The sequence below is a fragment of the Asticcacaulis sp. AND118 genome (assembly GCF_020535245.1).
Classification (GTDB): Bacteria; Pseudomonadota; Alphaproteobacteria; order Caulobacterales; family Caulobacteraceae; genus Asticcacaulis.
The window spans coordinates 535,001-560,782 of the sequence record NZ_CP084911.1; the positions used below are offsets into that span (position 1 = coordinate 535,001).

A 25,782-nucleotide genomic window follows, 5' to 3' on the forward strand; every position below is an offset into this window, starting at 1 on the left:
GCTCCCGGAAGGTTGAGCAGGCGAACGTACAGTGGTTGTGATGCTGATGAGTTTCGTTGGATTATGGGGGTAACCTCTGGTCTGACGGGTGTGGGCCGACTGGCCCACTTCTTATTGTGAATGAAGGGTTATCCCGCCGGTCTGGTTCATAGACCACAGGGGAACCTGAAGACATTGTCTGACTAGACGTTTTACGTCGGGTTTTAGGACCTGATGAAAAATCTCTCGTCGCCCATACCCTCTTTCCGAGGCGGCGGTGAGTAAGACGTCTGAAACAAGAACGAACGCGGCCAACGACGGATGTCGTCGGTGCGTTTAGTTGAGAGAACGATCAAGCGTTGAAGGGCTTCTAACGGATGCCTTGGCGTAGAGAGGCGATGAAAGACGTGGCAAGCTGCGATAAGAGCCGGGGAGGCGCTAGCACCCTTTGATCCGGCTATTTCTGAATGGGGAAACCCACCTTTGTGTTCTGTTCATTTTAAGTTGGACTCGTAGATGTTGGATGGTCGCGGTTTTCCGAGCCCCTTGGGGTGAGGCAAGGCCGACCGGCCGCCCGAGCTTATGCGAGGTTCTTTGTCGCGCTTGCGCGACGACTTAAAATGAGCGGAGCTCATAAGGTATAGTAACCTGAATACATAGGGTTATTAAGCGAACCCGGGGAACTGAAACATCTCAGTACCCGGAGGAAAGGACATCAACCGAGACTCCGAAAGTAGTGGCGAGCGAAATCGGACCAGGCCAGTGATCTTGTGATATAAAGCCGAACAGCTTGGAAAAGCTGACCATAGCGGGTGATAGTCCCGTAGGCGTCAACTAGCAAGATCCTCGAGTAGGGCGGGACACGTGAAATCCTGTCTGAATATGGGGGGACCACCCTCCAAGCCTAAGTACTCCTCTACGACCGATAGTGAACAAGTACCGTGAGGGAAAGGTGAAAAGCACCCCGACAAGGGGAGTGAAACAGAACCTGAAATTGGAAGCCTACAAGCAGTCGGAGCCCCCAAGCGGGGTGACGGCGTACCTTTTGTATAATGGGTCAGCGACTTCATGTGCCGAGCAAGCTTAAGCCGATAGGTGTAGGCGTAGCGAAAGCGAGTTTGAATAGAGCGTTAAGTTCGTCGCATGACGACCCGAAACCAGGTGATCTATCCATGAGCAGGATGAAGGTACAGTAACATGTACTGGAGGTCCGAACCCGTGAATGTTGAAAAATTCTGGGATGACTTGTGGATAGGGGTGAAAGGCCAATCAAACCTGGACATAGCTGGTTCTCCGCGAAATCTATTTAGGTAGAGCGTCCGACGAATGCCTTGGGGGGTAGAGCACTGGATGGTTGCGGGCGGCGCGAGCTGTACCAATACTAACCAAACTCCGAATACCCAAGAGCACTATCGGGCAGACACACGGCGGGTGCTAACGTCCGTCGTGAAAAGGGAAACAACCCTAACCATCATCTAAGGCCCCCAAGTTATGGCTAAGTGGGAAACGATGTGGGATTGCATTGACAATCAGGAGGTTGGCTTAGAAGCAGCCATCCTTTAAAGAAAGCGTAACAGCTCACTGATCAAGCGATCCTGCGCGGAAAATGTAACGGGGCTCAAGCCATACGCCGAAGATATGGGTTCACGTAAGTGAGCGGTAGCGGAGCGTTCCGTAAGCCTGAGAAGGTCAATCGTGAGGTTGGCTGGAGGTATCGGAAGTGAGAATGCTGACATGAGTAGCGATAAAGAGTGTGAGAGACACTCTCGCCGAAAGACCAAGGGTTCCTGCGTAAAGCTAATCTGCGCAGGGTTAGCCAGCCCCTAAGGCGAGGCCGAAAGGCGTAGTCGATGGGAATCCGGTGAATATTCCGGAGCCAGTATGAAGTGACGGATGGCGTAAGTTGTATGTGCTTATTGGATTGTGCATGCAGCGAAGTTGTCCCTGGAAATAACTCATACATAGACTGTACCCGAAACCGACACAGGTGGTCAGGTAGAGCATACCAAGGCGCTTGAGAGAACTATGCTGAAGGAACTCGGCAAATTACACGCGTAACTTCGGGATAAGCGTGACTCACCTTGCGCAAGCAGGACTGAGTGGCACAAGCCAGGGGGTAGCGACTGTTTATCAAAAACACAGGGCTCTGCGAAGCTGTAAAGCGACGTATAGGGTCTGACGCCTGCCCGGTGCCGGAAGGTTAAAAGGAGGGGTGCAAGCTCCGAATTGAAGCCCCGGTAAACGGCGGCCGTAACTATAACGGTCCTAAGGTAGCGAAATTCCTTGTCGGGTAAGTTCCGACCTGCACGAATGGCGTAACGACTTCCCCACTGTCTCCAGCATAGGCTCAGCGAAATTGAATTCCCCGTGAAGATGCGGGGTTCCCGCGGTCAGACGGAAAGACCCTATGAACCTTTACTATAGCTTCGCCTTGGCGTTAGCAGCAACATGTGTAGGATAGGTGGGAGGCTATGAAGCAGGGGCGCCAGTCCTTGTGGAGCCATCCTTGAAATACCACCCTTATTGCTGTTGGCGTCTAACCGCGGCCCGTCTATCCGGGTCCGGGACATGGCGTGGTGGGTAGTTTGACTGGGGCGGTCGCCTCCCAAAGTGTAACGGAGGCGCGCGATGGTGGGCTCAGAACGGTCGGAAATCGTTCGATGAGTGCAATGGCATAAGCCCGCCTGACTGCGAGACTGACAAGTCGAGCAGAGACGAAAGTCGGCCATAGTGATCCGGTGGTCCTGCGTGGAAGGGCCATCGCTCAACGGATAAAAGGTACTCTAGGGATAACAGGCTGATTTTGCCCAAGAGTCCATATCGACGGCAAAGTTTGGCACCTCGATGTCGGCTCATCACATCCTGGGGCTGGAGCAGGTCCCAAGGGTATGGCTGTTCGCCATTTAAAGTGGTACGTGAGCTGGGTTCAGAACGTCGTGAGACAGTTTGGTCCCTATCTGCCGTGGGTGTTCGAGACTTGAGAGGATCTGTCCCTAGTACGAGAGGACCGGGATGGACATACCTCTGGTGGACCTGTCGTGGCGCCAGCCGCGCAGCAGGGTAGCTAAGTATGGAATAGATAACCGCTGAAAGCATCTAAGCGGGAAACTAACCTCAAAACAAGGTCTCGCTGAGGATCGTGGTAGACGACCACGTTGATAGGCTGGGTGTGGAAGCTCCGTGAGGAGTGAAGCTAACCAGTACTAATAATCCGATCGGCTTGATCGTTCCCTCAAATAAACGCACCGAAAACCGTGCGCGTTCATAACGACAATGTCTTCTCTTAACTTGTGTTTGATTGACCTGGTGGCTATGCCGGCCGGTCCCCACCCGATCCCATTCCGAACTCGGTCGTTAAGCCTGCCTGGGCCAATGGTACTTCGTCTTAAGGCGCGGGAGAGTAGGTCGCCGCCAGGTCTATCAAACACAAGCACTAACCCTTCACTCACTCTACGCATCAAAGACCGGTCCACCAAAGACCGGTCTTTTGCTTACCCAGAGCCTAAACCCTCCGGGTATCCCAGGTGTCGCGGGATGGAGCAGCCCGGTAGCTCGTCAGGCTCATAACCTGAAGGTCGTCAGTTCAAATCTGGCTCCCGCACCCAGCCTTAAACACACAAAAGGCCTCCTGATGGAGGCCTTTTGTGTGTTTAAACCCCGGATAGGGTCGTTTGAACTGACGACTAAGCTAAAATGTCAGTTCAAACGCCGCCGCGCCCCGTGCGGCAAGTTCGGGGAGCATTAGCGACCCAAATCTGGCTCCCGCACCCAAAATTTTTGGTATTCAACCCTGGATTCGCAAGGCCGGCAGATTATGATGAGGAGACGGGCGCATCGGAATGAGGTCAGACGCCGTCGGCCTCGAATCCGGCCGCGCGATGGCTGCCGTCGCAAAAGGGCTTGGCATTGGACTGGCCGCACCGGCACAGCAACGCGCCTTCGACGCGCTTTACCACCCGTCCTGTGCCGGCGCAGATTTCGAGATTGCCGGTGAGCCTTAGCGGCCCGTTGCGCTGCGGGTCTACTTGCAGCGGACCATTACGGATCGCCAGCGCATCCAGGCTCTGGGTCTCCGGTTCGCCGGACGCCGCGAAATGCACCTCGTGATGCGAGCCGTCGCAGTAGGGCTTGTTTTTCGACGCGCCGCACCGGCAAAAGGTCGCCCGAAAGCCGATATCTTCGCCGCCGACCGTCAGAGGAGCATGGATGGCATTCGGGCCGTTTTCGCGGATACGCATCATGTTAACGTGCGGAGCCTGCTCGTCCGGCAGCGTCTTGCCCCTGTAGGCGATGGCCCCTGACGGGCAGGCGTGTGCGATCTCGGCCAGTTGTGCGGCGGGTGTCGCGTCGGGATGGAGCCAGGGGCCGGCAACGTTGGCGATAAAACTCTTCGGCGCGCCCGTGACGCAGAACCGGGCGTGAATGCAACGCTTCATGTCCACGACCAGCGTGATATCCTTTCCCTCAACGATTTCCGGTGCGGAATTTCTGCCCGTTTCGGAAAGCGTTTCGGGAGCCGCCGCCTTAAGGGAATCCGGCGCAGCCGCCGCGGGGGCAGGGGCGGCCTCCTCCGTTAGAGCCGCCCCCCGCCGGTAGGCTTTGCAGATGGCGTCCAGATTGGAAAGGGCGCGATCTACACGCGGGCTGGGTGCGATATCCCGACCGCCTTCGCGTATTTCCTGCAGCCGCTCGGCCAGCAGCCGCCGGATGGCGGGCGTCGAATGGGGCGTATCCAGCGTTCGCAAGGTCGCAAAACTGAGGCCAGCATTGCAGTCGTCGCGATCGTTGGCCTTCAGGCGGGCCAGTTCCCGCGCGAGCGGATCGAGTGCGCGCATCAGGTCGATCGACGTATTGATCATCAGCCGCTTTTCGGCAAGGTCCGTCGCGACGAAGCCCTGAGCCAGAAAGCGCAGCATGTGGTTATAGATGGCGTTAGCGAGGTCCAGTATCTGCCGCGGTCGTTCGCATTCGACCCAGACGCGGTCTTCGGGGTTCTGGATCGGACGCCGCATTACGGGATTGCGCGCCGCATTGTGCGCCGGCTTGAAATCGGGGTCGGCCGCAAGAAACGCGTCATAAGCTTCGCGGATTTTCACGAAACGGCTGTAGTGGCTGCGGGCGCAGCCGATCACCGTGCCTTCGCCCTGTTCCACGATCGTTTGAATGGCCTGCCGGGCCGAAGCCAGATCGGTTATGCGCACGAGGCCGGTCAGGGCCAGAATGTTCGGGCAGACCTGAAGCGCCGGATCGCCGCAGAAAAGCGCCGCTTCGCCCATCTCCTCGCTCAGTTGTTGAAGACCGGCCTCAACCGAGCGGTAAAGATGGCCCACCGTCAGATAGTCCTGAGCCGAAGGCATGAGACGCAGGCCCGCCAAGGCGCGCTGATAGGGCGGGCGGTTGTCGAAGCCTGGACCGTCGGACTCGTGGCTGCCTTCCGGTCTTTCCAGATAGATGAAATGCTGAAGCGTCTCGTGCGTGAAGGGGGCCAGCCGCACCTGAATGCCTGACGGGTGATAGCCGTCGGCGACCGGAAAGTTGGGTCGACTGAGATGCGCGACGCCGCCGATCGCATTCATCAGATTGGCGACCAGCGTCAGGTGGGTCATTTCATCGATAGCAACATCGACGATGGCGCGCTGCCATCCGCGCACGGCCTTTTGCGTATCGGGGTCGAGATCGTCGTCGTCTTCGGACTTCAATGACCATGCCGCATAGAGATAGCAGCACATCAGGTTGTGCTCGATCTCGGCGGCCTCGCTCAGGCTGTCGAGAAGTTGTTCGCGATTGTGAATGATGATCGGAGGCTCTACGAACGACATAAACGGTTCCTCAGGTGCCAGTGCAGGCAGAGCCTATCATCGGATGGCTCCCCTCTGCCAGTAACCGTTTGAATATGATTGAGCCGCGCAGGGCGGGCGGCGAGAACGCGGTGGACCTCTTTGCGCAGTGGCTCGCCTCGTCCGTATTTGCGGGGATGGCCGGTGCAGTGATCGCCGCAGAAGCGCCAGGAACCGACACGCTCATGCTCTCCGGCGTCGCGGCTATCGGTCGGTGGGGCGGCGATCATAGGCGCACGGCCGTCGTCGTGGGTAAGATAGACCTCGTGACCCCGTCGTCGGTCGTCAGTCGGTAATTTCAGCCTGACATTCATTTTTGAGCCGACAGGCGTATAAAGTGGCTGCGGATGTGAATTATTCGCTTTGGCAAACGTCATATGCACAGAGATATCTGATGAAGTCTCCGTGAAGGTAATCTTGATCTTCGCAACGCGGGTTATGGTCGCTATTTTGCGAGCCAATGGTAGGAGTCCGCCTTATGACAGCGAGCATGGACACCGATACACGCTCCACGCGTCTGAAGGGGCTGACGACGGGAACGCATGATCGTCTGGATAGGTCGATTATGGCGGGTGACCCGTTCGCTGATGTCGAAAACTACGCCAAGTTCCTCAAGGTCCAGTACCTGTTCCATCGTGATATCGGCACGCTCTATGACGTGCCGGAACTGGCGGCGTTGCTGCCCGATCTGGAAGGTCGCCGCCGATTTGATAAGGTGGTGTTGGACCTGAGCGATGTCGGGGCGGACGCCCCCGAAGCCGACGGGGCGCCGCGTTTCGTCAAGGGTGCGACGGTCGATCTGCCGACCGCGCTCGGCTGGCTCTATGTGGCCGAAGGCTCCAATCTGGGGGCCGCCTTCCTGCTCAAATTCGCCGCGAAACTGGGCCTCGACGCCACGAAGGGCGCGCGGCATCTGGCGCCCGCCGATGAAGGCCGCGGTTTGCACTGGCGCACCTTTACTGCGGCGCTGGACGCTATCGACCTCACGGCGGAAGAAGAGGCGCGGGTCACCGCCGGGGCGGGGGCCGCCTTTACCCGCGTGCATGGGCTGGTGCGGCGTTTCTTCGATGGCGTTTGAAGGGTTAAGCGCTTCAGCGCCGCTGGTCGAGGCCGTGTGATGGGCTGTATGCGACCCTGCCGCTGCCGGTCGAGGAAGATACCCATATTGATTGAATGGGTGCGTTTGAGGTCCGCCGCGTTAAACGGCCAGACACCACGGTAAGGGGATAACATGACTTTTGTCGGCGGTGGATGTGCCCAGCATCCGCCAGGCGCGCTCTATCAGAGGCTCCGCCAGGGCCGTCGATTTACGCTCAAGGACGCTACGGCGGAACAGCGCCAGCGCATAGCGTTCGAAGAGCGTCAGATGGAGCGGTAGTCCGCGGGCCTGCAGATATTGGGCCATCAGGTGCGACAGGGCGGATACGGCGGCTTCGGGCGAGAGCGCACGCGTTTCCACCCAACGCGTAATGCGTTCGATTTCAAATTCCAGCAACATGGGGGACCTCGTCTCGCATCTGCGTAATCGAGCGGGTGTAAAGAGGCGATGTGTTTGCCATGCTTAACGCCGCTTTGGCATTCTGTCCGCTGGGCCCAGCCCCTTTTTTATGCGCCTCAAGCCGTGGTGCGGCCGTACCGACAAGACCTGTAACCTCTAGATCATTATGTTTTCTTATGGAAACATAAGGATCTGGATTTTGTTTACGCCCTCGCCGGGCGGTGGCTCCGCCACCTTGGCCGCCGCCGCAATGGCGGCTAGAGCGGAATGATTCCATCAGAAATCATTCCGCTCTAAAAAACCGATGCCGTCGACACCACTATCGTCACGGCGCGGCCCGGTATCCGCGCGCGTCTTGTCCACCCGGCGACGACCTCGGCGGGCCTGTTGAGGCAGATGCGTAAGGGGCAAACCTGTCTGCGCCGGCCTCTGAAGACCGCCGCTGCTTTCGGAAGCGTCAGTGTAACGCCGGCGGAGCGTGACTCCGCCGGTTTTTTATTGCGCCGCGGGTTCCGCTTTCCGCGGCGGGGCGTTCTTCACATAGGTGTCCAGCCACTGCGTCATTTCCCACAGGGTATGCAAAGTCGATTCCCGGGCGCGATAGCTATGGGCTTCGTTAGGCAGGACCACATAGCGGACATTGGCCCCGGCCCCTTTGAGCGCCGCATAGAAGCGTTCGCTCTGGATCGGGAAGGTGCCGGAATTGTCGTCCACCTCGCCGTGAATAAGCAGTATCGGCTCGTTCACCTGACGTACATAGGTGAAGGGGCTCATCTTCGTGTAGGTGTCGGTGGCTTCCCAATAGGTGCGCTGCTCCGACTGGAACCCGAACGGGGTCAGGGTGCGGTTATAGGCGCCCGAGCGCGCGATGCCGGTGCGGAATAGATCCGTATGCGCCAGCAGGTTGGCGGTCATGAAGGCCCCGTAGCTGTGGCCGCCCACGGCGATGCGGTCGCGGTCGGCGACGCCCAGCGCCACCACGGCGTCGACGGCGGCCCTGGCGCTGGCGGTCAGTTGTTCGACATAGGTGTCGTTGGGCTCTGCGCCGTCCTTGCCGATGATGGGCATGGAGGGACCGTCGAGCACGGCATAGCCCTGGGTCAGCAGGAACAGATGGCTGGCCCCGCCCGGACGGGTGAAGCGGTTGCCGCTATCCACGGTCTGGCTGGCCACGGTGGCGTCGGTGAACTCCTCCGGATAGGCCCACATCAGCAGAGGCAGCGGGCCGTCCTTGGCCTTGTTGTAGCCGGCGGGCAGATAGAGCGTGCCCGACAGCGTAACGCCATCAGCGCGCGTATAGGTGAGGGTCTGCTTGGTGACGCCGGCGAATTGCGGGGCGCGGTCGGGGAACTGCGTCAGGGCGCGCGCCTTCGCGCCGCCCTTTACCGGGCGGACGAAGTAGTTGGGCGCGTCGTCCTTGCTTTCGCGGCGGGTGATCACCGTCTTGCCGGCGGCATCGGCCAGAGCGACCGGGGCTTCGTAATAGGGGGCCTCGGCCTGCCACAGGCGGGTGACCTTGCCGTCGGCCAGCGACATCCTGCCGACGAACGGAAACTCGCCTTTGGCCGATGCGCCCGCGCCGGTGACGAAGACCGATTTGCCGTCCGGCGTGAAGTGCAGCACGTCCTCGCCCTCGGCGGTGCGGCGGGTCACGACATCGCCCGGATCGTTATAGCGGTCCTGATAGTTGCGTTCGATCAGCACGCGGCCTGCGCCCGGCTGCGAGGGATCGATGACGATGCGCTTTTCCTTGCGCGTGTCGAACCAGCGGCTGGTGACGAGGGCGGTGTCGGCGCGGCCCCAGTCCAGCCCGGCATAGCGCTGATCGAGGTCGATCAGCTTCTCCGGTGCGCCGCCGAAGGGGGCGGCGAGGGTGAACAGGCTGTCGCGGACGACGGCCTTGGTGCGGGGGTTGCCGCCGTCCTGCGCTTCGGCCCAGACCAGCGTGGCCGGGGCGTCGGCGCGCCACGACACCGCGCGCATGCCGGTCGGCACGGCGTCGAAGGCCGCAGGGAGGTTGTCGATCAGCGGACGGTCGGCCAGCCCCTTCACCGGCTGCCCCTCGATGGTTGAAACCGCAATCTCGGTCGGGAAGCGGCTGGCGGGGACCAGATAGCTGTAGGGCCGCTTCAGGCGGCTGGTAAGCAGATATTTGCCGTCGGGGGACACGGCGACGGAGGTCAAAATGCCGGGATCACCGATGGTCGTCACATCGCCATTCAGCGAGACGCGGGTGATCTGCGAGGTGAAGTAGTAGTCGAACAGGACTTCGTCGTGCGCATTGCCGAGTAGATCCTGATAGGTGCGGATGGCAGCGGTGCGGCCTTTCGATTCCTGTACGATAGGACCAGCGGGTGCGGGGTCGGCCACAGGCGGCGCACCGCGCCGTGCGGGGATGGCGGGAACCAGTATGCCCTGACCGTCCGACAGCCAGTCGAAGGACGGACTGAAGGCCGCATTGACAATGCCGGAGGTGAGCTTTTTCGCCGTCGCCGTCTTCACATCGGCGACCCACAGCTCCAGACCGCCGCCAGAGTTACGGGGCGCGTCGGCGAGAAAAGCCAGCTTCACGCCGTCCGGCGACCAGCGCGGTGACAGGAAGCGCGTCCCGGCGGGCAGGGCGACCTCGCGCACCGTGCCCGTGGATACGTCTTCGAAAGCCAGCCGGTTGAGCCAGGCGGCGCGCGCCTCGATGGGGCCGTTATTGCGCGGATTGATGCGGTAGCCACCCAGACGCAGAATCGGCTCGGACACCGCGGCGATGGAAGGGAGATTCTCGCGGCCCAACTGCGCCATGGTCTTGCGTTCGGGGCTGACCATGACCGAGGGCGTAGGCGCGGCGTCGAGAATCTGTCCGATAGGGGCCGGCGGCGTCTGATAGGTCACGTCCGCCGCCCGTACCGCCGGGGTGAGGGGCGATAGGGTCAGTACGACCGAAAGGGCTGTCAGAGCCGTCGCCGTGCGCCATAAGATTTCGATCCGCATATATAATCTTTCCTGTTGCCGTCTGTCCGGTTAGCGCATCGACGCGTCTTCCGGCCCGTCCTCTTCCTCGTCCTCGCGCCTACCGTCGGCCTTGCTGTCTGGGGCCTTGTCCCAGAGGTAGTCCTGTCCGGTCAGACGCGACAAAAACCAGTCCATATGCTTGTTGACCTGAAACAGCCGGTGACGCAACTCGGCGAAATTGTGCGGCTCGCGCGGGGCGAGGTAAAGTTCGGTCTCAACGCCCAGCGCCTTCAGTGAGCGATAGAGCATGATCGACTGCGCCGTCGGCACGCGATCGTCCTCGGCCCCGGCCATGATAAGCGTCGGCGTCGTCACCTTGTCGAGGCGCGACAGGGCTGAATATTCCTCGTAGAGGTCGCGGCGCGCCGACGTGCCGTAGGGCGGGGTGATGAACCATTCCTGACGCTGCCAGCGCGTGTCCGAGGTCAGGTACATCGACGTCCAGTCGACCGTGCCTGCACCCGATGCCGCCGCCTTGAAGCGGTCGGTCGTGGTGATCAGGCGGTTGGTCATATGGCCGCCGGCGCTCCAGCCCATCACGCCCAGACGCTCTGGATCGGCCAGCCCGCGCCGGATCAGCTCATCGATGCCGGACAGCACGTCCTTGTCGGCATATTTGAAATAGCCGCCGTTCATCCCCTGCAGGAAGGTGTCGCCATAGGCGGTGCCGCCGCGATAATTGACGCTCAGCGTCATGATGCCGCGCGCCGCCAGCAGCGGATTGAGGCGGCCATAGCTGAAGATATTGAACTGATCGACGCTGCGCGGGCCGCCGTGGTTCTGCACGACAAGCGGATAGGCCTTGCCCGGCACGTAGTCGAGCGGATAGGTGACGAGCCCTTCCAGCGCCTGACCGTCGGGGGCGACCCAGCGCAGGGCCTCCTGACGCGGCAGGCGGAAACGCGTTTTCAGGTCGTCACTCAGATGCGTGACCTGCGTCGATTGCAGGCGCCTGGGATCGAAGGTGAACAGTTCGGCGGGAGAGGTGGCCGAAGACTGGATATAGGCGAGGCGACCGCTGGCGGATACGTCGACGTCGGACACAACGCTGTCGCCGGTGACCAGGGTCTGCCAGGCGCCGCCGGTGACAGGCACACGGTTGAGCGTCGCGCGCACGCCTTCATTGGCGGTGAAATAGACGCTCTTGCCGTCCGGCGCGAAGGCGGCGCTTTCGATTTCCCAACCGGGCGCGTCCGTTGCGCGGGTGCCCAGTTCGGCCACGGCCTTCGTCTCGGTATTCAGCGCGAACAGGTTGCGGTTGACCGTGCCGTAGGCTCCGTCTTTGGCATTGGCCAGAAACAGCACGGTGCGGCCATCCGGCGAGAGTTTGACGCCGCTTTCGCCGTAATTATTGTCGGTCAGTTGCCGCGCCTTGCCCGTCCCCGATTGCCACCACACCTCACCGAACGGCCCGTCATCCAGCAGGCGCGAGGGGGCGCGGACATAGGCGACGGTTTCGCCATCGGCGGCGACATCGTAGGATTTGACGTCGAAATCGCCGCCGGCCACCGTTTGCAGCTTGCCGGTCACAACGTCCGCGCGTCGCAACTGCGTGCGGGTGCGTGCGTCTTCGAAGGCGAACATGTCATCCTTCTCGCTCAGGCGTTTCTTGTCGGCCTTGGTTTCGGGCGAGCGCGCGGTGAAATAGATGAAGCGGCCATCCGGTGACCAGCGCAGGTCGCTGACGTTTTGCGCGCTGTCGGTCAGGCGTCTGGCTTCGCCGCCGTCCACGGACATGAGGTAGATCTGCGAGGCCTTGTCTTCGCCGCGCCGCGCCACGAAGGCGAAGCGGCGGCTGTCGGGCGACCAGCTCAGATCGCCGCCGCCTTCGTCGACCATCAGGCGCGGCTCGCTGCCGTCGGCATTGGCGCGCCACAAAGACAGTGTGACGCGGTTCTTCTTCCAGTCGCTGGTGCTGACGCGATAAAGCACCACGCGGCCATCGGGCGAGAGGCGCGGATCGGAGGCGCGTTGCAGGCTGAGAAGATCGACGGCGGTCATGGCTTTTGGCGGCGTTTCCGCCTGCACCGTGGCCGGGTTGGCCGCGTGGGTTATGACGGGGGCGCAGACCGAAAGCATAAGGATCATACAGAGGGCGCGCTTTACAAACATGGAGAGACCTTCACCGGGGTAACGGCGTTCAGATATGGAAAAAGGCCCCGGTGTTTCCGCAGGGGCCTTTCCGAGGGGTTAGAACTCGACCTGGAAGCCGATCTGGAAGCTCCGGCCCATCATGCCGTAAACGGACGAGTAGTTGAAATCGTTCCCTGAATCCGTGCCCGCAGGCAGGTAGGGGCCGTATTCGTCGAACACGTTGCGCACGTTGCCATAGATTTTGAGGCCGTCATGCGTCGAGGGCTTGTAGCTGAAGCTGAAGTCGTGGCGGGTGTAGCTGTCCAGATAGAGATACAGCGGGTTCACCGTGCCGGCGGCCTGAACCGCCGCCAGACGCTCGTTGGAATCGACCACGTCGGAGATGTAGCGGGTCGACCATTTCAGCATCAGGCCCTTGTTCGTCCAGGCTAGGCTTGCGCGCGCCTCGTCCTCGGCGCCGCCGACCTCACCGACCCAATCGTCCACTTCCATGCCGGTCAGGCCCTGATAGCTCTGCTCCAGCTTGAGGCGGCGATTATAGTTCAGGCGGGCATCGAAACGGCCCGGCACCTTCCACTGATCGAGGTCGAAGCGATAGGCGACAGCCACGTCGATGCCTTCGGCGCGCATCTCGTCCAGATTGTCCACCCGGTTGATGATGCGCGTCAACTGGCCTTCGGAATCGCGATTGACGAAGCCGCAGAAGCGGTTGCTGGTCCCGGCGCCGTCCGAATAGCACGAATTGAGGATCATTGCGGTCTGCAGCGAAGAAATCACGCCTTCGACCTTGATGTCGTAATAGTCGATGCTGGCCTGAAAGCGCGGCAGGAAGGACGGGCTGAACACGACGCCGAAGGTGACCGTGTCGGCGGTTTCTTCCTGAACCAGCAGGTTGCCGGCATTGGGCGTATTGACGCTGGTGCTGTCCTGCCTGAACAGGCCGTCAGCGGCGATGGCCGCCGCTATGCCGGCATTGGCGCGGCAATTGGCGGCAATGGTCCCGGCGGTCGTCGCGGTGACGCCGTTGCACGGATCGACCACGGTTTCGAAGTCGTCGCGGGGCGGCGAATACAGTTCCGAGATGTTCGGTGCGCGCTGGGCGCGGGCCAGGGTCGCCCGGAAGTTCAGGCCGCGGACGGGCGCCCACTGAGCGCCGGCGCGGTAGCTGAGCGTATTGTCCACGCCGTCGAGATCGTACTTGGCGGCGCGAACGGCGGCATCGACGTTCAGACGATAGGCGAAGGGTACGTCGCGCAGCAGCGGGAAGCTGGCTTCGGCATAGACTTCGCTGGCCTTCACCTCACCCGAATAGCGGGGGATGTAGGCGTAGCTGGTCACGCCGCGTTCGGTCTGATCGTCGGTCTGGGTGCGGGTCGAGTCGCGGCGCACTTCGAAGCCGAAGGCGGCCTCGACCGGACCAGCGGGCAGTTCGAACAGCGAGCCGGTGATGTTGCCGGTGAAGGATTCCTGCTCGTTCTTGGCGTTATACCAGGCGTTGGCGCGGATATAGTTGGCGGCCGCTGCGCTGATCGAGCCGATGCCGAACGGATTGACCGGCACGCAGCCATTGGCGCGGGCCGTCGTGTCGAGACAGACGATCTGCCCGTTCACGGTCGTCGCCTTCATGGCGTAGGACAGGTTTTCGTAGTTCAGGCCGTTCGAGCGGTACTGGTTCTGCTCGAATTCACCGAACGAATAGCCGAGATCCCAGTTCCAGTTGCCGCCGAACGCCTTGCCTTCGAGGCTGAAAATCCCGCGCAGCGTCGTGCGGTCGTTGTCGATGGTCATGACGCCCACCTCACCGAAGCGGCGATACCAGTAGAGGCCGGCGGTAGGAGTGGCGGCCTGAACGGTCGGATACAGGGCGAGGTACGGATTGGCCTTGTTCATGCGGCCGACGGTGAACTCGTCATTGATGCCGTAGGTGGTGTTGTAATAGGCGCTGGGGGTGTAGCGCGTGCCGGCGGTCACGATGTGCGAATACATCAACTGACCTTTGAGGACCAGATCGTTGCCGAGGTCGTACACGGCCTTGAGCGCGACATTGTCGGTCGTGCGCGGCGTCATCAGCGTGCCTTCGGGGCGCAGATCGACGCCGTTGATCGCCGTGACGAAGCCTGTTTTATAGGTCGTGCCGCTCGTTTCGTCGAAATAGTACTTGGTGGCCGTCGAACTGGTCGAGGTCTGGAAGCGACCGCCGAAGGTGTAGCTGGACACGTCCGGACCCGATACCGTGTTGGTGGTCTGCGAATAGGTCAGGGAATCGAGCGCGCTATCGCGGTCGGTGGCGCGCAGGATGTCCTGCTCTTCGTGATTGGCGGCCAGCATCACCCGCAGGCGCTTGCCGAAGAAGGAGGTGCCCGCCAGAAAACCGGCTTCGCTGGAACCGCCGCCGCCGTCCTGGGTCAGGCCTTTGTCGGCCGAAAAGATCACGCCGTCGAACTTGGTGCGCGTCTTGATGTTGACGACGCCGGCAATGGCGTCGGAACCGTAGACCGCCGACGCGCCGCCGGTCGTCACTTCGATGCGGTCGACAAAGGCCGCGGGGATGGTCGACAGCGACACCGTATTGCTGTTGCCGACGTTCGATACGGTCCGGCGGCCGTCGATCAGGGTCAGGGTGCGGTTGGAGCCCATGCCGCGCAGCGAGATGGTCGAGATGCCATTGGTCTGGGTCGAGGATTGTCCGTTCGACAGGCTGGCGGCCTGATCGATGCCGGGAATGTCGGTCAGGGCATCGGCAATATCCGTATAGCCTTCCTGAGCCAGTTCCTCATTGCCCAGGATCATCAGCGGCACCGGGCTTTCAAAGGTCGGGCGGCGCAGGCGCGATCCGGTCACCACCACCTCCTGCGGTTCCTCTACGGCCTGAGGGCCGGAGGCCGTGCTCTTTTCGCGCAGGCTGACCGTGGTGTCGGTGATGCTGGCGACTTCGAAATTAGTCGCGACGATAAGGCGAGCGAGAGCCTCTTCGCGGGTGTAGGTGCCTTTGATCGCGGGCGTTTGCACCTTGGCGGCCGCATCGTAGGGGAAGAGAAGCTGAACACCGGCCTGACGCGCGAACTCGTTCAACGCCTTGGCACCGTTCTGCGACGGAATATTGAAAGCGATGGCGGCCTTCGACGATTGCGCCAGGGCGGGTGCGGCCAGACCTGCGGTCACCAGGCCTCCGGTCAGGCTAACGCTCAGAACCAGCGCGGCCAAAGAGCCGCCGCGCTTCAGTGTGTGTTTCAGCATATTGTTCTATCCCCAAGTGCGATGCGCCACCGAGAAGCGGCGTCAGGGTATAGACAATCGATCCGCCGCAAACCGCCATTGTTGCGCCGCAAAAATTTCATATTTCTGTTAATTTATTGAATGAAAACGAATTATTTCGTTAATATAATTTCGCCGCTGGGGTCGCGCAGGACGTGGATGCCGAAACCGGCGTTCAGGGCTGAGAGGAAGTCATCGGGATTGCGCGTATTGAATCGCCCGCCCAGACGCACGGATTCCAGTTGCGGATCGGCGATCACGATGCGCTGTTTGAGATAGCGGTTATACTCATCGACTGCCGTGCCGAGCGTCTGGCCGTCGAGGATCAGTTCACCCTGCCGCCAACCGCCGGTAAAGGCGACGTCGCCCTCATTGACCGGCCGCAGGCGCGTCGCCGTGGCTGTGGCCATGATAGCGTGCCCGGATTTGATCGTCAGGGGACGTCCGGCGACGCCCGCGCCGCTGTTCTCGAAGATCGGCGTGCGTTCGGGTATGATGACGCAGTCGCCTTCCATGACCATCAAGTCCAGCGCCTCGCCACGCAGTCGCGCGTTCAGCGTACCGCTGACGACGGTCAGGCGGCCCTCACCGCCCGACAGTTGACAAGGTGACGCGCCCGGCGCCACGGCCAGCGCCAGTTCCCCGCGCTCCAGCCACACCGCGGTCTGCGGTCCGCTGCGCCAGGACACGGTGGAGTCGGTATTGATGTCGAGATCGAGGCCTTTGGCCGGGCTGAGACGCTGGTGCTCGCCGACGCCCGTGCGCGCCCGTGCGCGGGCCAGCGACGGCAGGAAGGCGACGCCCGCCAGTCCGGCAGCCATCAGACCGCCGCCTGCCGCCAGAAAGCGGCGGCGCGAGGCAAGGCGGACGGGGGCGGGACGAAGCGCAGGGTGCGCCCGTTTGGCGCGTTCAAGCTGATGCACGGTGCCGGCGATGCGGGCGAAGGCGGCGGCGTGACGGGGATCGGCCGCGCGCCAGGCCTCGAACTCCGCCGGATCGGCCGCACCGGAATCCAGCCGCGCCTGCCACAGGCTGGCCGTTTCCATGAGCATCTGCCGAGATGTTTCGCCGGATGTCACGCCGGTTCCCCTGTCCTGTTATGGGCGGTTTAATAGTCTCGATTTCAAGCCTTGGAAAGGCGTCATTCGCGCGGGACGCGTGGTTTTCAACGGCTCTGACGTATCCGACGGGTCGCCCAGCCTGTCCGCCAGCAAGGCCAGACCGCGCGCCAGATGCTTTTCCACCGTCGACAAACTGAGCCCCAGACGCCGCGCGACCTCGGCGGGCGGTACGTCTTCGATGCGGCGCATGACTACCACCTTGCGGCATTGCGGCGGCAGGGTTTCGACGGCCTTGAGCACGCGCGTCAGTTCCTCGCGATCAGAAAAGGTGTCGAAGGCGTCCGGTGAAATGTCGATCTGGGTGATGGCGTCGACATCGGCCAGTTGCTGCATGGAGACCACGCGCGAGCGGCGGATGCCGTTGAGGCCCAGATTGTAGATGGTGCGCATCACATAGGCGCGGGGATTGTCGATCTGACGCCATTTGTCCTGCGTCAGGACCTGCGCATAGGCGTCGTGAACCAGGTCGCGCGCATTCTCGATATGGCCGGTCAGCCGCATCGCCAGATCGGTATATTGCCGCTCATGCGGAACGATTTCCGCGCTGAACCAGCGATCTATGTCACGCAACCACGTCAACTGAACTGTCCCCGGCGCACCCGCACCGACCGCTATTTGAGGGGCAAGATCAAAATCCGTCAACTGAACATTTTCACGGCGCGCGCGGTGTGCCCTCATCATCACAGCTTATCGAAGACCGAGCCCATGCGCGGGGCGAACAGGCGCTCATAGGTGCGCAGCAGGTAGTTGTCGGTCATGCCCGACACGTAATCGCAGATGACGCGCAGTCCGTCGGGCGCGGTCTCATAGCGCGCGAACTGATCGCGCGGCAGAAGGCGTTTCGGGTCCGATTGCAGGGCTTCGAACACTGCCACCACCATGGCCTGTCCCTTGAATTCCAGGTGCTGGACGCTGGGTGAGCGGATCACTTCGTCGAAGACAAAATCCTTGAGCGCTTTCAGAAAACGATGCGGGCCTTCGGGCAGTTCGACGCGATAGCGCAGCAGGGGTTCGGCAAAGGCCGCGTCTTCGGCGAAGCGGGCATTGGTGATGAAATGCCCGACCAGTCGGTTGACATAGTGCTTGCGCGAGCCCGACCCGCCGAACAGCGCCGCGACCATGCCTTCATAGACATTATTGCCGCTTTCCTTGGGGTAGCGCGCCTTAAGGGCATCGAGGAAAGAGGTGCAGACGCTTTCGGGCACGGCGCGACGAAAGGCGCTTTCCGTCACCAGATTGAGCGCGATGGCGTCTTCGAGATCATGGACGCCATAGGCGATATCGTCGGCCACATCCATCAGGCTGCAATCGAGCGACTTGTGCCGGGTGGCGTGGTGCTTTTTGTCTTTCAGATCAAGCGCCTGAAACCGTGTGCGATCCTCTTCGGAAAGGGGTTCCAATACCCATTCGACGACGTCGGCCTCGCTGTCGAAATAGGCTTTCGGCGGCTTGGAGGCGTGGCAGTCGATGATGTCGATGGTCGTCGCGCCGGGCAGCAGCGCCGGCGTCAGGACCGGATTGGCGGCTTTCGAGGCCGCGACCGGGTATTTCAGCACGCCCAGCAGGGTGCGGCGGGTCAGGTTGGCTCCGGCACTGGCCGAGAAATTCTCCAGTCGTGACAGGATGCGCAGGGTCTGGCCATTGCCTTCGAAGCCTCCATGATCGCGCATACAATAGTTCAGCGCCACTTCACCGCCGTGGCCGAAGGGCGGGTGGCCAAGATCGTGGGTGCAGCCGATGGCTTGAATTAGTGCGCGATCGGGCAGGTGGGCGGCGGCGGCATGGTCGGCGCGGTGGGTCTTGAGCTGCTTGTTCAGGCTGCCCGAAATCTGCGCCACCTCCAGCGAATGGGTCAGACGCGTGCGGTAAAAGTCGCTGTCGCCGAGGTTCAGGATCTGGGTCTTGCCCTGCAGGCGACGGAAGGAGGCCGAGTGGATGATGCGGGCATAGTCGATATCGCCGGCGTCGCGGGCGTCATCGGCTTTGGCAGACCAGTTTTCGCGGCGGGCGTACCAGGACATGTTTACAGATTCGCTTCGTAAGGACGCGGCACATTAGGCGGGTCCGATGCCGGCTCCAAGTGACGAATCCGCGGCAATGCGCTAGACAGGGTGAAAAGAGGAGGCCCCATGACCCGTTTCTGCTTCGCGCTCGACCTGCACGACGACCCCGTCAGCATTGCGCGCTACAAGCGGTGGCACGCGCCCGGGCAGGTCCCCGCGCCTATCGTGCGCAGCCTGCGCGAGGCCGACATCCGCACGATGGAAATCTGGCAGGCGCATGACCGCCTGTTCATGATCATGGAGGTGGGCGAGGGCTTCTCGCCGGACGCCAAGGCCGCCGCCGATGCGGCGTCGGAGGACGTGCAGGCCTGGGAGCGGCTGATGTGGGAATTCCAGAAGCCGTTGCCCCAGGCCGCGCCGGGCGAGAAGTGGGTCGCCCTGACGCGCATTTTCGACCTCGGCGAACAGTCTTAGATCAAGGGCTTAGAGGAAAGGTTTCAGGGCTTTGGCCAGCGCCGGAACCTGAGCCGTGGCGAGGCCGGCGAGGTTCACCCGGCCTGACGACGCCATATAGATACCGTGGGTCGTGCGCAGGTCGAGCACCTGTTCCGGGCTCAGCGGCAGGGTCGAGAACAGGCCGTTCTGGCGCGTCAGGAAGCTCAAACCCGGATGCGCCATCGCCAAGGCTGCGCGCAGGTTTCGCACGCGCCCGCGCATGGTGGCGAGTTCGTCGGTCCATACCTGGGTCAGGGCCGCATCGTTGAGGATCAGGCGCACCACGGCCGCCCCATGATCGGGTGGCATGGACCACAGGGTGCGCGCCAGATGGATCAGATTGCCGCGCAGGCGCTCGCGTCTGGTCTCGTCGGCACACTGATAGAAGAGCGCGCCGACCCGGTCGCGGTAGAGGGCGAAGTTCTTGTTGCACGAATAGGCGATCAGAGCGTCCGGCACGACGCTCAGCAGGTTGCGCAGGGCGTCGGCATCGTCTTCGAGACCGTGGCCCAGTCCCTGATAGGCCATGTCGATCAGCGGCAGCAGGCTGCGCTCGGCGCACAGGGCGGCGATTTCGCGCCACTGATCGGCGCTCAGATCGGCCCCGGTCGGGTTATGGCAGCCGGCGTGCAGCAGCACGACGTCGCCGGTCTGCGCCGTTTCCAGCGCCTTGCGCAGGGCGGTGAAGGTGAGGCTTTGGGTGTCGCGGTCGAAATATTTGTATTCACTGATCTTCAGGCCCGCGTCCTGAAAGATGGGGAAGTGGTTGATCCAGGTCGGCGAGCCCACCCACACCGTCACGCCGGGGCGGGCGCGGTTGAGCAGTTCGGCGGCCAGACGCAGGGCACCCGTGCCGCCGGGGGTCTGCAGGCCGCTCAAAGACCGGTCGCCGCGCCGGGCTTCGCCAAAGACGACCGCGATCAGGGCGTCGACAAAGCCCATATCGCCGGCCGTACCGAGATAGCTCTTGGACTCCTGCGCACTCAGCAATGCGGACTCGGCCTGTTTAACCGCCGCCATGACCGGGGTGCGGCCCTGTTCGTCCTTATAGACACCAACGCCGAGGTCGATCTTTTCGGCGCGCGGATCGGCGCGGAAAAGCTGGATCAGCTCCAGCAAGCTGTCGGACGGCTGGTTCTTCAGGGTGGCGAAGAGGGGGGCGGCAAGCAAGGTCGTGTTCACTTCAGTTTCCAAGTCAGGCGGTAAAAAGCTGGCCGGCGCGCACGGCGACCGGCCACGGGGTCAGGCGCGCGCCGGCACAAGGGCCCCCGAGGCATGATCCGTCATCGATGTCGAACAGCGCGCCGTGCCAGTGGCAGCGGATCAGCGCGCCGTCGGGCGTCAGGTAGTCGTCGAGCGTCTGGCTGAGCGGCAGGCCGGCATGAGGACAGGCATCGACATAGCCGCTCGCCGTGTCTCCGCGTCGCACGACGAAGCCATGAAAGCGCGCCTCGCCCACCTGGAGCACGTAGTTGCGCGCCCGCCCGTCAACGACAGCAGCGAGCGGCCCCAGCGCGATGCCGGGGCGAACTTGCGTCAGACGGGGCGCGGCGAGATTCACGGGACCTCCGGCGCGGGCAGGATGCGGGCGGTGCAGGCGCCGAAGCCGATGGAGACATAGCCTGCGGCTTCGGCGTGGGCGAACAGGCTCAGTTCGTCGCCGTCTTCGAGAAAGCGGCGCGTTTCGCCGGACGGCAGGACGAGGGGCTGTTTGCCGCCATGGGTCAGTTCCAGCAGGCTGCCCGCCTCATCGGGCTGCGCGCCGGACAGGGTGCCGGTGCCGAGCAGGTCACCGGGGCGCAGGTTGCAGCCGCCAACCGCATGATGGGCGATGATCTGCGCCACGGTCCAGTACATGGCGGCTTCGGCCTTTGAAGCGGCCAGCCGGGCGGGCGGCAGGGCGGCGTCGCGCATGGCCTGAGTCCGAATTTCCGCCCCCAGACGAATACGGTACGCGCCTTCGGTCTGATCCTCGGCATCAAACAGATAGGGCTGCGGGGCGGGGTCGCCTTCGGGGCGCGCCAGCGGCGCGGTGCGGAAGGGGGCCAGCGCCTCGGCGGTGATCACCCACGGCGAGATCGTCGAGTGGAAGTTCTTGGCCAGAAACGGCCCCAGCGGCTGGTACTCCCACGCCTGAACGTCGCGCGACGACCAGTCGTTGAGCAGGCAGAAACCGGCGATGCGTTCAGAGGCCTCATGGATCGGAACGGGTCGACCCAAAGCGTTTTCGCCGCCGATAAAGACGCCCAGCTCCAGTTCGTAATCGAGGCGCTGCGACGGTCCGAAGACCGGCGCGTCGGCATCGGGGGCTTTGGTCTGGCCGTTCGGACGGGTTACGGCCTCACCCGACACGCGGATCGATGAGGCGCGACCGTGATAGCCGATGGGGACGTGCTTGTAATTGGGCAGCAGCGGGTTATCGGGGCGGAACAGCTTGCCCACCGCCGTGGCGTGGTGGATGCCGACATAGAAGTCGGCGTAGTCGCCGATCTCCGCCGGCAGATGCAGGATGCAGGTCTGCATCGCGTACAAGTGTTGCGACACTCTGGCCTCAACGGCCGAGTCGCTGAGAAGGGCCGACAGGTTGCGGCGCAGGGCCCGGCGCTCAGCGGACGGACGGGCGAAGAGGGCGTTGAGCGTTCGCGCCGTAAGGGCGGCAGCGTCCCCGTCGATCAGTTTGTCTTGATGCAATCCGCGCAGATCGAGGATCTGATCGCCGATGGCCGTGCCGAGGCGCGGATCGTCTGAACCGGGGGGCGTAAAGACGCCCAGCGGCAGGTTCTGGATTGGGAAATCGACGTGACCGTTGGCGCTGGCCACCCAGCTTTGACGCGCCGGGTCGTGGGTTTCGTCTATAGTGGATTTTGACATCAGAGTTTGGCCTTCTCGAAGCCGCTCCAGCCGGCATCGTAATCGGGTTGCAGGCCGGGCAGGGACAGGGCCTGCTGCGTGGGTTTCAGCACGAAGCGGCTCTCGAACATGAAGGCCATCGTGCCCTCATATTTGTTCGGTGTGAGGTCGGCCTGTACGGCGGTGGCGTGGCTGGCGCGGTCCGGGCCGTGGGCGTTTAGGCTGTTGTGCAGCGACGCGCCGCCGGGCGCAAAGCCGTCGCCTTTGGCGTCGTAACTGCCTTCGAGCAGGCCCATGAATTCGCTCATAATATTGCGATGGAACCACGGCGGGCGAAAGGTGTGCTCGGCGACCATCCAGCGCGGCGGGAAGATGACAAAGTCGACATTGGCGGTGCCCGGCGTCTCCGACGGCGAGGTCAGGACGGTGAAGATCGACGGATCGGGATGGTCGAAACTGACCGTATTGATCGTGTTGAAGCGGCGCAAATCGTAGCGAAAGGGAGCCAGATTGCCGTGCCACGCCACTACATCGAAGGGCGAGTGGGCCAAGGTGGTCGTCCAAAGCCCGCCCTGAAACTTCTGGAGCAACTGGTGCGGCGTGTCGTCGTCTTCGAAGGCGGCTGCGGGCGTCTCGAAATCGCGCGGATTGGCGAGGCCATTGGCACCGATGGGGCCAAGCTCAGGCAGGCGGAAGGCGGTGCCGTGGTTTTCGCAGACATAGCCGCGCGCCCGCTGGTTCAGCAGTTCGATGCGGAACTTCAGCCCGCGCGGGATCAGGACGACGGACAAGGGCGCAGCCTCGATAACCCCGCATTCGGTGACGATCCTCAATGCGCCGTCCTGCGGCACGATCAGCATCTCGCCATCGGCGTTGAAAAAAGCGCGCCCGGACATGCTGGCCGTGGCGGCATAGAGGTATAAGGCGACGCCCGTTTGCGTCGCCGGATCGCCACTGACGGCATAGGCGGTCATCCCGTCCACGAAATCGACCGCGCCTTCGGGCCAGTTCAGCGGCGACCAGCGCAGACGGTTGGGCGAGGGCGGCGGGCCATCCGTGCGCCAGCCGGGGGCTTCATAGGGCTGAAACGCCCCGTGTCCGGCGGACGGACGCAGGCGATAGAACCACGTCCGGCGGTTTTCGCCACGCGGCGCGGTGAAGGCGGTGCCGGAAAACTGCTCGGCATAGAGGCCGAAGGGCACGGCCTGCGGCGAATTCTGTCCCAAGGGCAGCGCGCCGGGCACGGCCTCTGTGGCGAAATGATTGCCGAAACCGGTGAGGTAAGGGCGCATCACGCATCGACCTTGATGACGCCACGGCGGATCTGATCCAGTTCGATGGATTCGAACAGGGCCTGAAAATTGCCGTTGCCGAAACCCTCATTGCCCTTGCGCTGGATGATCTCGAAGAAGATCGGACCGAACAGGTTTTCGGTGAATATCTGCAACAGGATGCCCTCGTCGCCGACATTGCCGTCGATCAGGATGCGGTTGCGCCTGAGGCGTTCAAGGTCTTCACCGTGGCCGGGCACGCGCTTGTCGACCAGTTCATAATAGGTCTCGATCGTGTCCTGAAGCGTGACGCCGCGCGCGCGCAGTTTTTCGACCGTGGCGTAGATGTCGTCGGTGGTCAGGGCCAGGTGCTGAATGCCCTCGCCATTGTATTCGCGCAGATATTCCTCGATCTGGCTTTTGTCGTCCTGCGACTCGTTGAGCGGGATACGGATGGCCTTGTCCGGCGCGATCATGGCCTGAGAGATGAGGCCAGTGGCCTGCCCTTTGATGTCGAAATACTTCTGCTCCTCGAAACCGAAAATGCGCGCATAGAAGTCCGACCACACGCGCATCTGACCGCGATGGACGTTGTGCGTCAGGTGGTCGAGCAGGTCGAGCCCGACGCTGTTTTCGCGCTCGGCGTCCGCCGCGCCGGGCACGGCGAACCAGTCGGCATAGAGGTCTTCGCCGTCCTTGGTCAGATAGAGATACGAACCGCCGATCCCCTGCAGGACGAAGCTGCCTTCGCCCAGCGTGCCCGCGGCCGCATCGGCGGGTTGCCCGCCGCGTGCCAGCGCCGCCTGATAAGCCGCGGCCGGATCGGCGACGCGGAAGGCCATACCGGAGGCCGAAGCGTTGTGCACGACGCGGAAATCGGCGGCCTGACCGGTCAGTTCTTCGTTGAGCAACAGGTTGATGCGGCCTTGCTTGTAGCGGGTTACGGCTCTGGTCGGATGGCGCGAGGCGGCGACGAAGCCCAGCCGCTCGAAATGCGCCCGCATGAAGGCGGGGTCGGGGCTGGTGAATTCCACGAATTCGAAACCGTTGAGGCCTAGCGGATTATGCGGATGGACGGACATGGCGGACTCCAATCGGTTTCAATGGATATAGTATCTATTGAAACAATTTAAAAAATCCAGTCTCTTTTTCGTGAGGGCATGGAAAGGCGAGAGGGGGCGGGTTAGGCTGCGATTATGCGTCTGATTTTTGCCCTGCCGTTCGCGGCCATTGCCCTGATGACTTCCGGAATTATCTCCGGCCTGAAAGCGCCGGAGGTAAGCCATGTGCCCTTCGGCGTCACGGCCGGGGGCGAGGCGGTCGAGCGCTATACGCTGCGCAATCGCCACGGCACCGAGGTGTCGGTCCTGACCTACGGCGCGATTCTCGATGCGGTGCGCGTGCGCGACCGGCGCGGGCGGTTCGATAATGTCGTGCTCGACCTTGCCGACCTGAAGGCGCACGAGGCGCGGGCCAATTTCAGCGCCGTGGTCGGGCGTTTCGCCAATCGCATATCGGGGGGCGGTTTTGTGCTGGACGGTCAGCGCGTGGTGCTCGACCCCCGGGGCGGAACGGTGGCGCACGGCGGCAGGCCGGGTTTTTCCGGGCACGTGTGGACGGCACAACCGTGTCAGCCATTGGGCTGCCGCTCGGTGACGCTCAGCTATGTGAGTCCGGATGGCGAGAACGGTTTTCCTGGCACGATGCTTGTGTCGGTGACCTACAGCCTGTCCGATGACGATACCCTGACGCTCGACTATCGCGCCACGACCGACAAGGCGACGGTGATCAACCTGACCAACCACGCCTATTTCAATCTGGCCGGCGCGACGTCGGGCTCGACCGACGGGCAGTATCTGCAACTGAGGGCCGACGCCATCACCACCCTGTCGGACAAAAAGCTGCCGACGGGGGCGTTTCGGCGCGTGGACGGCACGCCGTTCGATTTTCGCAAGCCCGCCCTGATCGGCGAGCAGATCGTCAAGGCCGATCCGCAACTGAAGATCGGCGGTGGCTTCGACCATAATTTCGTACTGACCAAACCGGCCCAGGCTGCGCTGAGCGTGGCCGCGCGAGCCTGGGACCCGCTGAGCGGCCGGACGCTGGAATTGAAGACGACCGAGCCCGGCCTGCAACTTTTCACCGGCAACGGCTTCAACGGAATGCTGAAAGGGCGGGCAGGCAATCGGATATGGCCGCGCGACGGCTATGCGCTGGAAACCCAGCATTTTCCGGACAGCCCCAACCGGCCGGAATTTCCGTCCACTGTGCTGCGTCCGGGTGAGGCCTTCCACTCGGTGACGTCGATCCGTTTCGGCACGGCGAAGACGTTGAAAGAGGCCTTTCCAAACTAAAAAAGCCCGGTCGTAAGAC

Annotated in this window: 16 protein-coding genes, 1 tRNA gene and 2 rRNA genes; 6 read left to right on the forward strand and 13 right to left on the reverse strand. The window is 62.4% G+C overall.

Features of this window, described 5'->3' with window-relative positions; genetic code table 11:
* Positions 1 to 329 precede the first annotated feature (329 nt).
* The 3 genes from LH365_RS15880 (at position 330) to LH365_RS15890 (ending at position 3,584) form a co-directional block, all read left to right on the forward strand.
* A 23S ribosomal RNA gene (locus LH365_RS15880) occupies positions 330 to 3,207 on the forward strand.
* 74 nt (positions 3,208 to 3,281) lie between these two features.
* A 5S ribosomal RNA gene (rrf, locus tag LH365_RS15885) occupies positions 3,282 to 3,396 on the forward strand.
* Between the two features lie 111 nt (positions 3,397 to 3,507).
* Positions 3,508 to 3,584 (forward strand) — tRNA-Met (locus LH365_RS15890).
* A gap of 240 nt (positions 3,585 to 3,824) precedes the next feature.
* Here LH365_RS15890 and LH365_RS15895 read toward each other — a convergent pair.
* Complete coding sequence (locus LH365_RS15895) at positions 3,825 to 5,798, reverse strand: ferritin-like domain-containing protein (RefSeq protein ID WP_226745540.1); 1,974 nt, start codon at positions 5,796 to 5,798, stop codon at positions 3,825 to 3,827.
* Between the two features lie 496 nt (positions 5,799 to 6,294).
* On the opposite strand from LH365_RS15895, the gene LH365_RS15900 reads away from it, so the two are divergent.
* Entirely contained in the window at positions 6,295 to 6,894 is a 600-nt protein-coding gene (locus LH365_RS15900; RefSeq protein WP_226745541.1) for a biliverdin-producing heme oxygenase, read from the forward strand.
* Positions 6,895 to 7,014: 120 nt separating this feature from the next.
* Here the strand turns inward: LH365_RS15900 and LH365_RS15905 are convergent, their stop codons facing one another.
* The 7 genes from LH365_RS15905 to LH365_RS15935 form a co-directional block, all read right to left on the reverse strand.
* On the reverse strand, positions 7,015 to 7,314 hold the full coding sequence (locus LH365_RS15905; protein ID WP_226745542.1) for a hypothetical protein: 300 nt from the start codon (positions 7,312 to 7,314) through the stop codon (positions 7,015 to 7,017).
* A gap of 495 nt (positions 7,315 to 7,809) precedes the next feature.
* Positions 7,810 to 10,299, reverse strand: a complete 2,490-nt coding sequence (locus tag LH365_RS15910) for a prolyl oligopeptidase family serine peptidase (RefSeq protein ID WP_226745543.1) — start codon at positions 10,297 to 10,299, stop codon at positions 7,810 to 7,812.
* A 30-nt stretch (positions 10,300 to 10,329) separates the two neighbouring features.
* On the reverse strand, positions 10,330 to 12,408 hold the full coding sequence (locus LH365_RS15915; protein WP_226745544.1) for a S9 family peptidase: 2,079 nt from the start codon (positions 12,406 to 12,408) through the stop codon (positions 10,330 to 10,332).
* Positions 12,409 to 12,510: 102 nt separating this feature from the next.
* A complete protein-coding gene (locus tag LH365_RS15920; RefSeq protein ID WP_226745545.1) occupies positions 12,511 to 15,651 on the reverse strand; it encodes a TonB-dependent siderophore receptor in 3,141 nt (1,046 codons plus the stop codon).
* A 131-nt stretch (positions 15,652 to 15,782) separates the two neighbouring features.
* On the reverse strand, positions 15,783 to 16,715 hold the full coding sequence (locus LH365_RS15925; RefSeq protein ID WP_226745546.1) for a DUF4880 domain-containing protein: 933 nt from the start codon (positions 16,713 to 16,715) through the stop codon (positions 15,783 to 15,785).
* A 51-nt stretch (positions 16,716 to 16,766) separates the two neighbouring features.
* A complete protein-coding gene (locus LH365_RS15930) occupies positions 16,767 to 17,369 on the reverse strand; it encodes an RNA polymerase sigma factor (RefSeq protein WP_226745547.1) in 603 nt (200 codons plus the stop codon).
* Positions 17,370 to 17,470: 101 nt separating this feature from the next.
* The gene (locus tag LH365_RS15935; RefSeq protein ID WP_226745548.1) at positions 17,471 to 18,811 is read right to left on the reverse strand and encodes an anti-phage deoxyguanosine triphosphatase; all 1,341 of its coding nucleotides are present in this window, start codon (positions 18,809 to 18,811) and stop codon (positions 17,471 to 17,473) included.
* Positions 18,812 to 18,919: 108 nt separating this feature from the next.
* Between LH365_RS15935 and LH365_RS15940 the strand changes: the two genes are divergently transcribed.
* Positions 18,920 to 19,267 (forward strand): L-rhamnose mutarotase, encoded by a 348-nt coding sequence (locus LH365_RS15940; RefSeq protein ID WP_226745549.1) that lies wholly within the window; start codon positions 18,920 to 18,922, stop codon positions 19,265 to 19,267.
* Positions 19,268 to 19,276: 9 nt separating this feature from the next.
* Here the strand turns inward: LH365_RS15940 and LH365_RS15945 are convergent, their stop codons facing one another.
* From LH365_RS15945 to hppD, 5 genes are read right to left on the reverse strand one after another with little or no spacing between them, the layout of a single operon-like run.
* On the reverse strand, positions 19,277 to 20,470 hold the full coding sequence (locus LH365_RS15945; RefSeq protein WP_226745550.1) for an amino acid aminotransferase: 1,194 nt from the start codon (positions 20,468 to 20,470) through the stop codon (positions 19,277 to 19,279).
* 13 nt (positions 20,471 to 20,483) lie between these two features.
* On the reverse strand, positions 20,484 to 20,849 hold the full coding sequence (locus LH365_RS15950) for a Rieske (2Fe-2S) protein (RefSeq protein WP_226745551.1): 366 nt from the start codon (positions 20,847 to 20,849) through the stop codon (positions 20,484 to 20,486).
* Entirely contained in the window at positions 20,846 to 22,159 is a 1,314-nt protein-coding gene (gene fahA, locus LH365_RS15955; protein WP_226745552.1) for a fumarylacetoacetase, read from the reverse strand. Before fahA ends, LH365_RS15950 begins: the two co-directional genes overlap by 4 nt.
* Positions 22,159 to 23,430, reverse strand: a complete 1,272-nt coding sequence (gene hmgA / locus LH365_RS15960) for a homogentisate 1,2-dioxygenase (RefSeq protein ID WP_226745553.1) — start codon at positions 23,428 to 23,430, stop codon at positions 22,159 to 22,161. Before hmgA ends, fahA begins: the two co-directional genes overlap by 1 nt.
* Positions 23,430 to 24,491: a 4-hydroxyphenylpyruvate dioxygenase gene (gene hppD / locus LH365_RS15965; RefSeq protein WP_226745554.1), complete on the reverse strand. Its 1,062-nt coding sequence runs from the start codon at positions 24,489 to 24,491 to the stop codon at positions 23,430 to 23,432. The genes hmgA and hppD overlap by 1 nt, the downstream gene beginning before the upstream one ends.
* A gap of 114 nt (positions 24,492 to 24,605) precedes the next feature.
* On the opposite strand from hppD, the gene LH365_RS15970 reads away from it, so the two are divergent.
* Positions 24,606 to 25,763 (forward strand): aldose epimerase family protein, encoded by a 1,158-nt coding sequence (locus tag LH365_RS15970; protein WP_226745555.1) that lies wholly within the window; start codon positions 24,606 to 24,608, stop codon positions 25,761 to 25,763.
* Positions 25,764 to 25,782: the final 19 nt, after the last annotated feature.

Bases quoted from the DNA above. Each gene is read 5' to 3' on its own strand.
- LH365_RS15895 (WP_226745540.1), bottom strand. From the start codon at position 5,798: ATGTCGTTCGTAGAGCCTCCGATCATCATTCACAATCGCGAACAACTT.
- LH365_RS15920 (WP_226745545.1), bottom strand. From the start codon at position 15,651: ATGCTGAAACACACACTGAAGCGCGGCGGCTCTTTGGCCGCGCTGGTT.
- LH365_RS15970 (WP_226745555.1), top strand. From the start codon at position 24,606: ATGCGTCTGATTTTTGCCCTGCCGTTCGCGGCCATTGCCCTGATGACT.
- hppD (WP_226745554.1), bottom strand. From the start codon at position 24,491: ATGTCCGTCCATCCGCATAATCCGCTAGGCCTCAACGGTTTCGAATTC.
- fahA (WP_226745552.1), bottom strand. From the start codon at position 22,159: ATGTCAAAATCCACTATAGACGAAACCCACGACCCGGCGCGTCAAAGC.
- LH365_RS15925 (WP_226745546.1), bottom strand. From the start codon at position 16,715: ATGGAAACGGCCAGCCTGTGGCAGGCGCGGCTGGATTCCGGTGCGGCC.
- LH365_RS15915 (WP_226745544.1), bottom strand. From the start codon at position 12,408: ATGATCCTTATGCTTTCGGTCTGCGCCCCCGTCATAACCCACGCGGCC.
- LH365_RS15935 (WP_226745548.1), bottom strand. From the start codon at position 18,811: ATGTCCTGGTACGCCCGCCGCGAAAACTGGTCTGCCAAAGCCGATGAC.
- LH365_RS15900 (WP_226745541.1), top strand. From the start codon at position 6,295: ATGACAGCGAGCATGGACACCGATACACGCTCCACGCGTCTGAAGGGG.
- LH365_RS15910 (WP_226745543.1), bottom strand. From the start codon at position 10,299: ATGCGGATCGAAATCTTATGGCGCACGGCGACGGCTCTGACAGCCCTT.
- LH365_RS15905 (WP_226745542.1), bottom strand. From the start codon at position 7,314: ATGTTGCTGGAATTTGAAATCGAACGCATTACGCGTTGGGTGGAAACG.
- hmgA (WP_226745553.1), bottom strand. From the start codon at position 23,430: ATGCGCCCTTACCTCACCGGTTTCGGCAATCATTTCGCCACAGAGGCC.
- LH365_RS15940 (WP_226745549.1), top strand. From the start codon at position 18,920: ATGACCCGTTTCTGCTTCGCGCTCGACCTGCACGACGACCCCGTCAGC.